This is a genomic window from Nocardia harenae NBRC 108248, assembly GCF_001612885.1.
Lineage (GTDB): Bacteria > Actinomycetota > Actinomycetes > Mycobacteriales > Mycobacteriaceae > Nocardia > Nocardia harenae.
In genome coordinates this window covers 483,922-496,376 of record NZ_BDBH01000007.1, presented here as the reverse complement: position 1 = coordinate 496,376, position 12,455 = coordinate 483,922, and the positions used below count along the sequence as shown (strand labels likewise).

The window sequence follows — 12,455 nt, the reverse complement described above, 5'->3', positions numbered from 1 at the left end:
ATTACCCGGCACGCACACTTGTTTGTTTCCGGCACCCGGCGAGCAATCGCCGTGCGTTATTCCAGGGGGCACCAGGTCAAACGTGTCGACCGCCACAGTCTGGGTCAGTGGACATTTTCCGGCCGACTCGCACGCATCGTCTGGGTCGCACAATAAGGTGGACGCCATGTCTTCCGAGCGCCTGTACTTTCGCCAGCTGCTGTCCGGCCGGGATTTCGCCGTCGGCGATCCGATCGCGACACAGATGCGGAATTTCGCGTACCTCATCGGCGACCGGGAGAGCGGGGAGTGCGTCGTCGTCGATCCCGCCTATGCCGCGGGCGATCTCGCGGACCTGGCGGAGGCCGACGGCCTGCGCCTCACCGGCGTGCTCGCCACCCACCACCACCCGGACCACGTGGGCGGCTCCATGCTCGGCTTCACCCTGCGCGGCGTGCGCGAACTGCTGGAGAAGACCAGCGTCCCGGTGCATGTGAACCACGCCGAACTGACCTGGGTCGCCAACGTCACCGGCATCGCGGAGAGCGAATTCACCGGGCACGAACACGGGGACAAACTCAGCGTCGGGACTTTCGAGATCGAATTGTTACACACGCCCGGGCACACGCCGGGCAGCCAGTGCTTCCTGTTCGAGAACCGGCTCGTCGCGGGCGACACGCTGTTCGTCGACGGCTGTGGCCGCACCGATTTCCCCGGCGGCGATTCCGACGAGATGTTCCGCAGCCTGCGGCACCTCGCCGGGCTGCGCGGCGACCCGGTGGTCTATCCGGGGCACTGGTACTCGCAGGAGCCGAGCGCACCGCTCACCGCGGTGCGCGAGAACAACTACGTGCTGCGCCCGCAGACCCTCGACGAATGGCACATGCTGATGCCGGGCTGAGCCCAGCACACTCCCGGCAGCCCTGCCGTCCGTTCCGGACGGCAGGGCCGACTCCGAATCAGAAGCGGAAGAGCCAGTCGTGGGTGTCGGCGAAGGTGCCGCGCTGAATACCGGTCAGGGTGTCGCGCAACGCCAGGGTGACCTCACCCGGCTCGCCGCCGCCGATGGCGACTTCGCCGTCCGGCGAACGCACCCAGCCGACCGGGGTGATGACCGCCGCGGTACCGCAGCCGAACACCTCGGTGATCTCCCCGGAGGCGGCGCCGTCCAGCCACTCCCGCACCGAGACCTTGCGCTCCTCGACCCGGTACCCGGCGTCGGCGGCGAGCGTGATCAGCGAGTCGCGGGTGATGCCGGGCAGCAGCGAGCCGGAGAGCTCCGGCGTCACCAGCCTGGCCTCGGACCCCGAGCCGAAGACGAAGAACAAATTGTTGGTGCCCATCTCCTCGACGTAGGCGCGCTCCACGGCGTCCAGCCAGACCACCTGGTCGCAGCCCTTCTCGGTGGCCTCGGCCTGGGCAAGCAGCGAGGAGGCGTAGTTGCCCGCCACCTTGGCCTCGCCGGTGCCGCCCGGCGCGGCGCGCACGTACTCGGTGGAGAGCCAGACCTTCACCGGCTTCACGCCGCGCGGGAAGTAGGCCCCGGCCGGCGATCCGAGCAGCAGGTACTTGTAGGCGGCCGCGGGCTTCACGCCCAGCCCCGCCTCGGTCGCGAACATGAAGGGCCGCAGGTAGAGCGCTTCCTCGCCGCCCGCCGCGGGCACCCAGTCACCGTCCACCTCGAGCAGCGCCCGCACCGACTCGATGAAGAGTTCGTCGGGGAGCTCGGCCATGGCGAGCCTGCGCGCCGAGCGGCGGAAGCGCGCGGCATTGGCGTCGATCCGGAAGCAGGCGATGCCGCCGTCCGGCTGCCGGTACGCCTTGAGCCCCTCGAAGATGGCCTGGCCGTAGTGGAAGACCATGGTGGCCGGATCCATCTGCAGCGGCGCGTACGGCTCCACCCGCGCGTCGGTCCAGCTGCCGTCCCGGTAGTCGATGGAGACCATGTGGTCGGTGAAGAACCGGCCGAAGCCGGGCGCCGCCAGAATCTCCCGTACCCGCTCCCCCGGCGTGCGAGCGGGATGCGGAATACGGGCGAACTGTGCAGCAGCGGTCATGCCCCCGATCCTATCGGGGCGCGCTGATCAGGCGGGGCGCGCGTCCACGAACGGCGGCCGCACCACCGCGCAGCGCAGCCGCCTGCCGCGCACGTCCACGATGACCTCGGCGCCCGCCTCCAGCCCGGCCGCGGTGTCGAGCAGCGCGAGCGCGATGCCGCGCTCCAGGGTCGGGGAGAAGGTGCCCGAGGTGGTCTCCCCCACCACCTCGTCACCGCGCAGCACGCGCTGGCCGCGGCGCAGCACGCCGCGGTCGATGGCGCGCAGCCCGAGCAGGGTCCTGGCCGGCCCGGCGGCCTTCTCGCGCTCGAGCGCGGCCTTGCCCCAGAACCGCGGCTTGGCCCAGCCCACCGCCCAGCCGCAGCGCGCCTGCAGCGGGCTGATATCGGGCCCGAGCTCGTGGCCGTGCAGCGGGTACCCCATCTCGGTGCGCAGGGTGTCGCGGGCGCCGAGCCCGGCGGGTTGGCCGCCCTCGGCCGCTACGGCCGCCAGCAGGGCGCGGAACACCGGCTCGGCATCGTCCCAGCGCGGCAGCAGCTCGTAGCCGTGCTCGCCGGTGTAGCCGGTGCGGCAGACCCGGACCTCGCGGCCCTGCCACTCGGCGTCGGCGAAGGCCATGTAGCCGAGATCGGCGGGCAGGCCGAGGCTTTCGAGCACCGCGGGCGAGCGCGGGCCCTGCACCGCGAAGACCGCGTAGGCCCGGTGGTCGTCTGTCACGGTGACGCCGCCGGTGCCCGCCGTACGCAGCCGGGCGACCACCTCGGCGGTATTGGCGGCATTGGGGACGAGGAAGATCTCGTCCGGCCCGACGAAGTAGGCGATCAGGTCGTCGACGACACCGCCGGAGTCGGTGCAGCACAGCGTGTACTGCGCCCGGCCGGGGCGGATGCGGTCCAGGTCGTTGGTGAAGGCGCCGTTCACGAACTCGGCAGCGCCGGGGCCGCGCACCGTCGCCTTGCCGAGGTGGCTCACGTCGAAGAGCCCGACCGTCTCACGCACCGCCGTGTGCTCGCGCACCGTGCCCGCGTAGGAGACCGGCATCCGCCACCCGCCGAACGGCGCGAAGGTCGCCCCGAGCGAGGTGTGCACGGCGTCGATGGGGCCTCGGAGCAGCTCGGTGTCGGTCACCCGAGGCAGCTTAGCCGCTGAATGCGGTACCGATGGGGGCGTGATCGATGGCCCTCCGCGGCCACGCCGCGCTCCCGCCTCCTGGCCTGATCCGCGCACGCCCGCGCCGGGCGGGGCTGCCGCGGCGGGCAGTAGCCTGTGGCCATGACCGCTGCTGCTGATCGCCCGCTGGGCCCGGAACTGGCCCGTACCACCGCTCTCGGCTCCGATACCGACGTGCTCGTCATCGGCGTGACCTCCTCCGAGAACGGCCCGGCGATCGTGCCCGACGACCTCTTCAGCGACGTGCTGAGCACCGAGCTGCGCGCGACCCTGCTCGACCAGCTCGGCGCGGTCGGCGCGAAGGGCAAGGCGGAGGAGCTCACCCGGGTGCCCGCCCCGGCCGGGCTGGACGGCGTCACCAGCGTGCTCGCCGTCGGCCTCGGCTCGGCGGAGAAGCTGGACGCCGAGCAGATCCGGCGCTCCGCGGGCGTGGCGGCGCGCGCGCTGAGCGGCACCGAGCAGATCGCGAGCACGCTCTCCGGGCTCGACCTCGGCGCCGCGGCCGAGGGGTTCTACCTGGGCGCCTACACCTTCACGCCGTACCGCTCGGCGAAGACGGCGCCGAAGCCGGACGAGCGCCCGCCGGCCAGGGTCGAGCTACTGGTGCCCGAGCCCGATTTCGGCGAGGAGGCGCTGTTCCGCGCCCGGCTGGTCGCGGAGGCGGTCGCCACCGCCCGCGACTTCGTGAACACCCCGCCCAGCCACCTCTTCCCCGCCGAGTTCGCCGACCGCGCCGCGCTGCTCGCCGAAGGCGCCGGGCTCACCGTCGAGGTGCTGGACGAGAAGGCACTGGAGGCGGGCGGGTACGGCGGCGTGCTCGGCGTCGGCAAGGGCTCGTCGCGGCCGCCGCGGCTGGTCCGGATCAGCTACGAGGGCGGGCCGCGCAAGGTCGCGCTGATCGGCAAGGGCATCACCTTCGACACCGGCGGCATCTCGATCAAGCCCGCCGCGGGCATGGATGCCATGACCTCGGACATGGGCGGCGCGGCGGCGGTCATCGCCACGACCCTGCTCGCGGCCAGGCTGAGCCTGCCGATCACGGTCACGGCGACGGTTCCGATGGCCGAGAACATGCCATCCAGCACCGCGCAGCGCCCGGGCGACGTGCTGGTCCAGTACGGCGGCACCACCGTCGAGGTGCTGAACACCGACGCCGAGGGCAGGCTCATCCTGGCCGACGCCATCGTGCGCGCGGGCGAGGACGACCCGGAGTTCCTGATCGACGTCGCCACGCTCACCGGCGCGCAGATGGTCGCGCTCGGCACCCGCACCCCCGGCGTCATGGGCACCGACGAGTTCCGCGACCGGGTGGCCGGGATCTCCCGCTCGGTCGGCGAGAACGGCTGGGCCATGCCGCTGCCTGCGGAGTTGCGCGCCGATCTGAACTCCAAGGTCGCCGATATCGCGAACGTCGCCGGGCACCGCTGGGGCGGCATGCTCTCCGCCGGGCTCTTCCTGAAGGAGTTCGTGCCGGAGGGGGTGCAGTGGGCGCACATCGACATCGCGGGCCCGGCCTACAACCAGGGCGGCGCGTTCGGCTACGTCGGCAAGGGCGGCACCGGCGTCCCGGTGCGCACGCTCATCGCGGTGCTGGAGGACATCGCGGCGGAGCCGGTCACCGAGTAGCCGCAGGCGGGCCCGGCGAGCGGCCGCCGGGCCGGTCACAGCTCGTCGAGTTCGCGCTCCAGCTCGCGCCTGCGGCGGATGCGCTCGCGCTCGTCGTGGTCGCGCATGCGCTGCGGGTAGCCGGTGCGGGCCACGTCGTACACCGGAATCCCGAGGTCGCCGGCGAGTGTGCGGGCGCCGCGCTCGCCGACGATGCGGCGGGTCCACTCGCCGTCGGCGGCGATCAGCACCACCGTGACATCGGTCACGGTGGTCTTCGGCTCCACATAACCCTCGACGCCGGTGTGCGTGCGCGCCCACTCGGCCAGGTAGCGGGCGTCCTCCGCGCGTACCCCGCGCGGCCGCGCCGCCCGTCCGGCCCTGGCGGCGGCGCCGCGGAAGCGATCGAGCAGCCCCATACCGGCACTCACCTCTCTCGTCGTCACACCGGCCGGGGTTCCAGCGCCGCGACCGGGTAGTTCCATAGTGCCCGAGCCCGGCAGTTGCCTGCCCTGTGCCACATGCCACGCGCGCGAGTGCAAGGATGGACCGCGGTACAAGAAACCACACAGATTCCGGTGCCGAGCGCGCGAGGACGTCGCCGCGACCCGCGGCGGTGCCCCACCGGGCAGCGAACTGTTGTAGACCCGTCGAGCAGTCAAGGAGTCAACGGACATGGCCTTCTCCGTCCAGATGCCGGCTCTTGGTGAGAGCGTCACCGAGGGAACGGTCACCAGGTGGCTGAAGCAGGAAGGAGACACGGTCGAGGTCGACGAGCCCCTGCTCGAGGTATCGACCGACAAGGTCGACACCGAGATCCCGTCTCCGGCCGCGGGTGTGCTGACGAAGATCGTCGCCCAGGAGGACGACGTGGTCGAGGTCGGCGGTGAGCTGGGCGTGATCGGCGATGCCGGCGAGCAGAGCGGCGGCGACGAGGCCCCGGCTCCGGCCGCCGAGGAGGAGCCGGCTGCGGAGGAGCCCGCCGCGGAGCCGGAGGCCGAGGAGGAGCCGGCCGCGGAGTCCGAGCCCGAGCAGAGCGCGCCCGCCGCCTCGTCGGGGTCCGGTGACGGCACCCCGGTGAAGATGCCGGAGCTGGGCGAATCGGTCACCGAGGGCACCGTCACCCGCTGGCTCAAGGCCATCGGCGACGAGGTCGCCGTCGACGAGCCGCTGCTCGAGGTCTCCACCGACAAGGTCGACACCGAGATCCCCTCGCCGGTCGCGGGCACGCTGCTCGAGATCAGCGCGGAGGAGGACGACGTGGTCCCGGTCGGCGGTCAGCTCGGTGTGATCGGCAGCGGGTCGCCCGCGCCGAAGTCCGAGCCCGCGCCCGCCCCCGAGCCGAAGCAGGAGGCCGCGCCGGAACCCGAGCCGGAGCCGAAGCCCGAGCCCGCCCCGGCCGCGGCCGCGGCACCGAAGGCCGAGGCACCCAGGAGCGAGCCCGCCTCGGGTTCCACCCCGTACGTCACCCCGCTGGTGCGCAGGCTGGCCGAGGAGCACGGCGTCGATCTCGGCGAGCTGAGCGGCTCCGGCGTCGGCGGCCGCATCCGCAAGCAGGACGTGCTGGCCGCTGCCGAGGCCAAGAAGGCGCCGGAGCCCGCCGCCGCGCCCGCGCAGCAGCCGGCCGCCGCGCCGAAGGCGCAGCCGAAGCCCGCCCCCGAGCTGGCGCACCTGCGCGGGACCACGCAGAAGGCCAACCGGATCCGGCAGATCACCGCGACCAAGACGCTGGAGTCGCTGCGCACCACCGCGCAGCTCACCCAGGTGCACGAGGTCGACGTCACCCGGATCGCGGCGCTGCGCGCCAGGGCCAAGGCGGCGTTCAAGGAGCGCGAGGGCGTGAACCTCACCTTCCTGCCGTTCTTCGCCAAGGCCGTGGTCGAGGCGCTCGGCGTGCACCCGAACGTCAACGCCAGCTACGACGACGACAGCAAGCAGATCACCTACCACGCCTCGGTGCACCTCGGCATCGCCGTCGACACCGAGCAGGGGCTGCTCTCGCCGATCATCCACAATGCCAGCGACCTCTCGCTGGCCGGGCTGGCCAGGGCCATCGCCGATATCGCCGGCCGGGCGCGCACCGGCGGGCTGAAGCCGGACGAGCTCTCCGGCGGCACCTTCACCATCACCAACATCGGCAGCCAGGGCGCGCTGTTCGACACCCCGATCCTGGTCCCGCCGCAGGCGGCCATGCTCGGCACCGGCGCGATCGTCAAGCGCCCGGTGGTGGTGACCGACGAGGGCGGCAGCGAGTCCATCGGCGTGCGCTCGATGGCCTTCCTGCCGCTGACCTACGACCATCGCCTGATCGACGGCGCGGACGCGGGCCGCTTCCTCACCACCATCCGGCATCGGCTGGAGGAAGCCGCGTTCGAGGCCGATCTGGGGCTGTAACGGAGGGCTGCCGTCTTTGAAGATCATCGTGGCCGGTTCCTCCGGCTTGATCGGGACGGCGCTCGTCGCGGCGCTGCGCCGGGACGGGCACGAGGTGGCTCGGCTGGTGCGGCGGCAACCCGCCGCACCGGACGAATTCGCCTGGGACCCCGCGCGCGCCGAGCTCGACCAGCAGGCGCTGCGCGGGGCCGACGCCGCCGTCAACCTGTGCGGGCGCAATATCCACGCCCAGCGCTGGACCGGCCGGTTCAAGCAGGAGTTGCGGGACAGCCGGATCACCCCCACCGACGTGCTCGCAGCGGCGGTCGCGGCCGCCGGGGTTCCGGTGCTGGTCAACGCCGGTGGCGTGCATATCTACGGCGGCGCCACCGGGGATCGGGTGATCGACGAGAACGCCCGCCCCGGCAGCGGTTTCCTCGCCACGCTGTGCCGGGACTGGGAGGCCGCGACGCTGCCCGCCGCGGAGGCCGGGGTCAGGACCGTGCTGCTGCGCGGCGGGCTGGTGCTCGCCCGCACCGGCGGGCTGCTCGGCGTGCTGCGCCCGCTCTTCGGGCTCGGCATCGGCGGCCGCTTCGGCGACGGCAGGCAGTACACGCCGTGGATCTCGCTGGCCGACGAGGTCGGCGCCATCCGGCACGTGCTCGCCGATTCGTCGGTGTCGGGGCCGGTGAACGCCGTCGGCCCGGCGCCGGTCACCAATGCCGAGTTCACCCGGGCGCTCGGCCGGGCGCTGCGCAGGCCCGCGCCGCTGGTGGTGCCCTCGTTCGTGCTGCGCGCCGCCATCGGCGAGTTCGCCGACGAGGCCGTGCTGCGCGGCCCGCGCGCCATTCCGACCGTGCTGGAGGAGAGCGAGTACGTGTTCCGCCACCCCACCCTCGGCATCGCGCTGACCGACCTCTTCGACCCCGCGGGGGACGGCGCGTGAGCACGTCGGGCCCGGAAGCGGATCGTGACCACGGAGAACCCTCGCTCACGCGCGATGGCCGCAGCGTGCAGGTTCGTGATGCCCTGGAGAGCGACCTACCTGCGATCCTGGTCATTCACAACGCCAATATCGCCGCCTCGACGGCGATCTGGGATGTCGACGAGGTCGGTATCGAGGATCGGGAGGCGTGGTTCGCGGCACGTGCCGCGGCCGGGCACCCGATCCTGGTGGCCGAGATCGACGGCGAGGTCGCGGGGTACGCCGGCTACGGGCAGTGGCGGCCCAAGCTCGGCTACCTGCACAGCGTGGAGAACTCGGTCTACGTGGACGAGCGCTTCCAGCGCCGCGGGGTGGCGCGCGCGCTGCTCACGGCGCTGCTGGAGCGGGCCCGCGAGTCGGGGGCGGTGCACGCGGTGATCGCCGCGATCGAGTCCCGCAATACCGGCTCCATCGCGCTGCACGAGCAGTTCGGCTTCCGCATCGTCGGCGAACTCCCCGAGGTGGGGAGAAAGTTCGGCCTGTGGATGGATCTCACGCTCATGCAGCTCACGCTCCCGGTCCCCGAGCCCGATCCCCGCCTCGGGGCGTAACGTCGCCGCTGTGAACACCACACCGTCCGCCCGCATCGACTCGACCCCGATCGTGGTCGAGGATCTGGGGCTGATCGACTACCACCTGGCCTGGGACCGGCAGCGTGCCATCGCCGCCGAGCGGGCCGCGGGCCGCGGCGTCGATCGGCTGCTGCTGCTCGAGCACCCCTCCGTCTACACCGCCGGTCGCCGCACCGAGGCCGAGGATCTGCCGCTCGACGGCAGCCCGGTGGTGCAGGTCGACCGCGGCGGCAAGATCACCTGGCACGGGCCGGGGCAGCTGGTCGGGTACCCGATCGTGCGGCTGGCCGAGCCGGTGGACGTGGTGCAGTACGTGCGCAGGCTGGAGGAGGCGCTGATCAGCGTCTGCACCGGCTTCGACATCGAGTGCGGCCGGGTGGACGGCCGCTCCGGGGTCTGGCTGCCCGCCGCGGGGCCGCTGGCCGAGCGCAAGATCGCGGCCATCGGGGTCCGGGTGCAGCGCGGCGTCGCGCTGCACGGCATCTCGCTGAACTGCAACTCCGCCATGGACGGCTTCCAGGCCATCGTGCCGTGCGGGATCAGGGATGCGGGCGTCACCACGCTCACCAGGGAGCTGGGGTACGAAGTCACCGTCGCCGAGCTGAAGCCGCTGGTGGCCGCAGCCATCGGGCAGGCGCTGGACGGCGAACTCCCCGTGCGCGATCACACCCTCGCCCGGCCGCAGGCCGCGGCGCCGACGGCGTAAGGTCGAGACAGTGACCACCGCGCACGAGACTCCCGCGCCCCGCTCCACCCCCGGCGAGGCCGCCCGCGCCCCCCAGGGCCGGAAGCTGCTCCGCATCGAGGCCCGCAACGCCGAGACCCCGATCGAGCGCAAACCCAGCTGGATCCGCACCCGCGCCACCATGGGCCCCGAGTACACCGAGCTCAAGGGGCTGGTGAAGCGCGAGGGGCTGCACACCGTGTGCGAGGAGGCGGGCTGCCCCAATATCTTCGAGTGCTGGGAAGACCGCGAGGCCACCTTCCTCATCGGCGGCGAGCAGTGCACCCGCCGCTGCGACTTCTGCCAGATCGACACCGGCAAGCCGGCCGCGCTCGACCGCGACGAGCCGCGCCGGGTGGCGGAGAGCGTGCAGGCCATGGGGCTGCGCTACAGCACCATCACCGGCGTCGCCCGTGACGACCTGGCCGACGGCGGCGCCTGGCTCTACGCCGAGACCGTGCGCGCCATCAAGGCGCTGAACCCGAACACCGGCGTCGAGCTGCTCATCCCGGATTTCAACGCGGTGCCCGAGCAGCTCGCCGAGGTCTTCTCCGCGCGCCCCGAGGTGCTCGCGCACAACCTGGAGACGGTGCCGCGCATCTTCAAGCGCATCCGTCCCGCCTTCCGCTACGAGCGCTCGCTGGCCGTGCTCACCGCCGCCCGCGAGGCCGGGCTGGTCACCAAGTCCAATCTCATCCTCGGCATGGGCGAGACCCCGGATGAGGTCACCCAGGCCATGCGCGACCTGCACGAGGCCGGCTGCGACATCCTCACCATCACCCAGTACCTGCGCCCCTCCCCCCGGCACCACCCCGTTGACCGCTGGGTGAAGCCGGAGGAGTTCGTCGAGCACTCCCGCGTGGCCGAGCAGCTCGGCTTCGCCGGCGTCATGGCGGGCCCCCTGGTCCGCTCCTCCTACCGCGCCGGCCGGCTCTACGCCCAGGCCATGGCGCACCACGGCCGCGAGATCGCCCCCGCCATGGCACATCTCGCGAACGAGGGCACCGCCTCGCAGGAGGCCAGCTCGGTGCTGGCGCGCTTCGGCGGCTGAGCGTTTCCGATCCGGTCGGTGGGCACGTGGCCCAGCGACCGGCCGCGCTCATTCCTCGCCCGCCTCCCGCTACAGCTGACCATAAAAAGCGTTTCCCGGAACAGATGTGCACCCCCGGCCGCCCGGCCCCATACCTCACGCACGATGACGAGCGCCGTCGCCGCCGTGACCGTGAGCCGGGACCGACCTGCGACCCGTTCCCCATCTCACGGCTCGGGACTCTACGAGGGCTCGCGCCTCTCGTACTCGGTACCGGCCGCATCGTCGTAGAACTTCGGAGCAGCAGGCGTCCGCTCCTCCGGAGGGATGCTGTCGCGCCGCGCCTGCGCCTGCGCCAGCATTCGCCGAGCCTCCGCGAGTTCATCCTCCCCCAGAGGAGGTAGCCCCAACTCTTCCGGCGTCGAGAAAATTTTCCCTGCCACTTCTTTGCCCACAACAACTACCTCCGCGTCAGCGTTCCACCAAGTGAATGATCGTTTTCCCGGTCCGCGGGTCGACCTCGTTTTTCAGTACCTCGAAATTCGTCCCACTTCGGAACAAGACTTCGTTCTCCGTGTAACCTGGGGTTTCCACGGCCGAGAACGGTTTGACATCTTTCCCGGTCTTGGAAACTATCGTGTATTCGACATTTCCGGGGAAGGCCGTCGAAGCAGAAGACGACGTGCTCGTGAATGCCTTTTCGGTCACGATCGTCCCTTCTTTGTAGTTGTCGATGACGTCCTGCGGGAGCGTGGTGCCCCGATAGACCACCCCGGAGTGATCGGGAAGCTTGGAAAGAGCTTCGTTCGTCGCGTCGATTCGTGCCTGCTGTGCGGCGTCCACGGTTCCCTCTCTCAAGCCCCTGTTGAGGTCCTGATACCCGGCACCAGTGTAGTCCCTGAGCGCATCCAGGTCCTTCTGCGTCAGCGACGGGTTCGCTGTGCGCCGGGCTGCATCATCTCCGCGCCGCTTGACCAGATCAATGATGCGTTGCAGCTTGTCGCGGATAGTCGATGTAACCTTTTGCGTCTTCACCTTGATGGCGAACCGCACGGTTTCGATGATGCTCTTGATTCTGCCGGCGTATCTCGTCACTTTCTCGACAATTTTTCCGCCGCGGTATGCCGCAACCGCCGCAGCACCGAATCCAGCGGACAACGCGCCCGCGACCGCAGAGAACACCACGGTGGTTGCGATCTCGATCGCGATTTCTTCTGCCAAATCCTCGAGCAGAGTCCGCAGTTTCGCGCGCATATCGTCGATGGCGGCCTTCTGATCCCGGCAGGCCTGAGCGATATCGGCGAATATCGTGCCGACGTCTTCCGCTGCCGCCTTCATCTCACGAATATCCTCGTCGATGAAGGACGACTCCGGCGCAGTCACCCTGTCGAAACTCTGGGCCGTGCTCTCGAGTTTGGCCGGCAGTCCGGCCACCGCCCCGCTCTTCGCCAGTCCATCCCACACGGCAGCGGCTGAGAGTAATTTATCGGGATCGCCATCGGGGATGGGGATGCCGGCTTTGCTCGCGAGCTGGAATCCGTCGTCGACCAGGCCGCTACCCGGCCCTCCCGCCGAAGGGGGAGGCTGGGGGCAGCTGCTCCACGCGAACGGGAACGCCGTCGGTTTGACCGGCTCGGGACGGCCGGTCCCCTTCTGGTGGTCAGCAAGTGCGTAGTTGTACCCGGCCTGCTGCAAGATGTCGGCGTAGTTGTCGATCGCCTGCACCAGGCTGCTCGACAATGTGTAGGCATCGATGGAAGTGGCGTCGTAGGAACTCGACCAATCCCTGCATGCCCCTACCGTGCCGCCCATCTCCGTGATTCCGGAGAGCTGCCCCATGGCCGCAGCGAAAGCAGCGTGAAAATCGACCGCGGATGTATTGAGATTGCTTGCGGCCGAGGTGTATACGATCGGATCGACGTTCAGCTCGGTCACGTCGCGGCCCACTTCGAGGTGGGTG

Annotated in this window: 12 protein-coding genes; 7 read left to right on the top strand and 5 right to left on the bottom strand. The window is 70.9% G+C overall.

Features of this window, described 5'->3' with window-relative positions; all coding sequences use genetic code 11:
* The first annotated feature begins 166 nt into the window (after positions 1-166).
* Positions 167-880 carry an MBL fold metallo-hydrolase gene (locus NH2_RS17850; RefSeq protein WP_067655792.1) on the top strand — a complete coding sequence of 238 codons (714 nt, stop codon included), beginning with the start codon at positions 167-169 and terminating at the stop codon, positions 878-880.
* Positions 881-938: 58 nt separating this feature from the next.
* Here the strand turns inward: NH2_RS17850 and NH2_RS17845 are convergent, their stop codons facing one another.
* On the bottom strand, positions 939-2,036 hold the full coding sequence (locus NH2_RS17845) for a branched-chain amino acid aminotransferase (protein WP_067655075.1): 1,098 nt from the start codon (positions 2,034-2,036) through the stop codon (positions 939-941).
* A gap of 27 nt (positions 2,037-2,063) precedes the next feature.
* Positions 2,064-3,164 carry a glycine cleavage system aminomethyltransferase GcvT gene (gene gcvT / locus NH2_RS17840; protein WP_067655072.1) on the bottom strand — a complete coding sequence of 367 codons (1,101 nt, stop codon included), beginning with the start codon at positions 3,162-3,164 and terminating at the stop codon, positions 2,064-2,066.
* Positions 3,165-3,308: 144 nt separating this feature from the next.
* Here gcvT and NH2_RS17835 point away from each other — a divergent pair, with 144 nt between their 5' ends.
* The gene (locus tag NH2_RS17835; protein ID WP_067655069.1) at positions 3,309-4,832 is read left to right on the top strand and encodes a leucyl aminopeptidase; all 1,524 of its coding nucleotides are present in this window, start codon (positions 3,309-3,311) and stop codon (positions 4,830-4,832) included.
* Between the two features lie 35 nt (positions 4,833-4,867).
* Here the strand turns inward: NH2_RS17835 and NH2_RS17830 are convergent, their stop codons facing one another.
* Positions 4,868-5,230, bottom strand: coding sequence for an oxidoreductase (locus tag NH2_RS17830; RefSeq protein WP_067655066.1), 363 nt, complete (start codon positions 5,228-5,230; stop codon positions 4,868-4,870).
* Between the two features lie 256 nt (positions 5,231-5,486).
* On the opposite strand from NH2_RS17830, the gene sucB reads away from it, so the two are divergent.
* The 5 genes from sucB to lipA all read left to right on the top strand — a co-directional run bounded on the left by sucB (position 5,487) and on the right by lipA (position 10,516).
* A complete protein-coding gene (gene sucB, locus NH2_RS17825) occupies positions 5,487-7,205 on the top strand; it encodes a 2-oxoglutarate dehydrogenase, E2 component, dihydrolipoamide succinyltransferase (protein ID WP_067655063.1) in 1,719 nt (572 codons plus the stop codon).
* A 16-nt stretch (positions 7,206-7,221) separates the two neighbouring features.
* On the top strand, positions 7,222-8,130 hold the full coding sequence (locus NH2_RS17820; protein ID WP_174552841.1) for a TIGR01777 family oxidoreductase: 909 nt from the start codon (positions 7,222-7,224) through the stop codon (positions 8,128-8,130).
* 65 nt (positions 8,131-8,195) lie between these two features.
* Complete coding sequence (locus NH2_RS17815) at positions 8,196-8,720, top strand: GNAT family N-acetyltransferase (protein WP_067655057.1); 525 nt, start codon at positions 8,196-8,198, stop codon at positions 8,718-8,720.
* Positions 8,721-8,730: 10 nt separating this feature from the next.
* On the top strand, positions 8,731-9,447 hold the full coding sequence (lipB, locus tag NH2_RS17810; protein ID WP_067655054.1) for a lipoyl(octanoyl) transferase LipB: 717 nt from the start codon (positions 8,731-8,733) through the stop codon (positions 9,445-9,447).
* 10 nt (positions 9,448-9,457) lie between these two features.
* On the top strand, positions 9,458-10,516 hold the full coding sequence (gene lipA / locus NH2_RS17805) for a lipoyl synthase (protein WP_067655051.1): 1,059 nt from the start codon (positions 9,458-9,460) through the stop codon (positions 10,514-10,516).
* Positions 10,517-10,737: 221 nt separating this feature from the next.
* Here lipA and NH2_RS28280 read toward each other — a convergent pair whose 3' ends face one another.
* Both NH2_RS28280 and NH2_RS17800 read right to left on the bottom strand, forming a co-directional pair.
* Complete coding sequence (locus tag NH2_RS28280; RefSeq protein ID WP_084505629.1) at positions 10,738-10,950, bottom strand: hypothetical protein; 213 nt, start codon at positions 10,948-10,950, stop codon at positions 10,738-10,740.
* 16 nt (positions 10,951-10,966) lie between these two features.
* Entirely contained in the window at positions 10,967-12,430 is a 1,464-nt protein-coding gene (locus tag NH2_RS17800; RefSeq protein ID WP_157103830.1) for an ADP-ribosyltransferase, read from the bottom strand.
* Between the last annotated feature and the right edge of the window lie 25 nt (positions 12,431-12,455).

Coding starts and splice junctions, on each gene's coding strand:
- NH2_RS17850 (WP_067655792.1), top strand. CDS start 167: ATGTCTTCCGAGCGCCTGTACTTTCGCCAGCTGCTGTCCGGCCGGGAT.
- NH2_RS17845 (WP_067655075.1), bottom strand. CDS start 2,036: ATGACCGCTGCTGCACAGTTCGCCCGTATTCCGCATCCCGCTCGCACG.
- NH2_RS17835 (WP_067655069.1), top strand. CDS start 3,309: ATGACCGCTGCTGCTGATCGCCCGCTGGGCCCGGAACTGGCCCGTACC.
- NH2_RS17830 (WP_067655066.1), bottom strand. CDS start 5,230: ATGGGGCTGCTCGATCGCTTCCGCGGCGCCGCCGCCAGGGCCGGACGG.
- sucB (WP_067655063.1), top strand. CDS start 5,487: ATGGCCTTCTCCGTCCAGATGCCGGCTCTTGGTGAGAGCGTCACCGAG.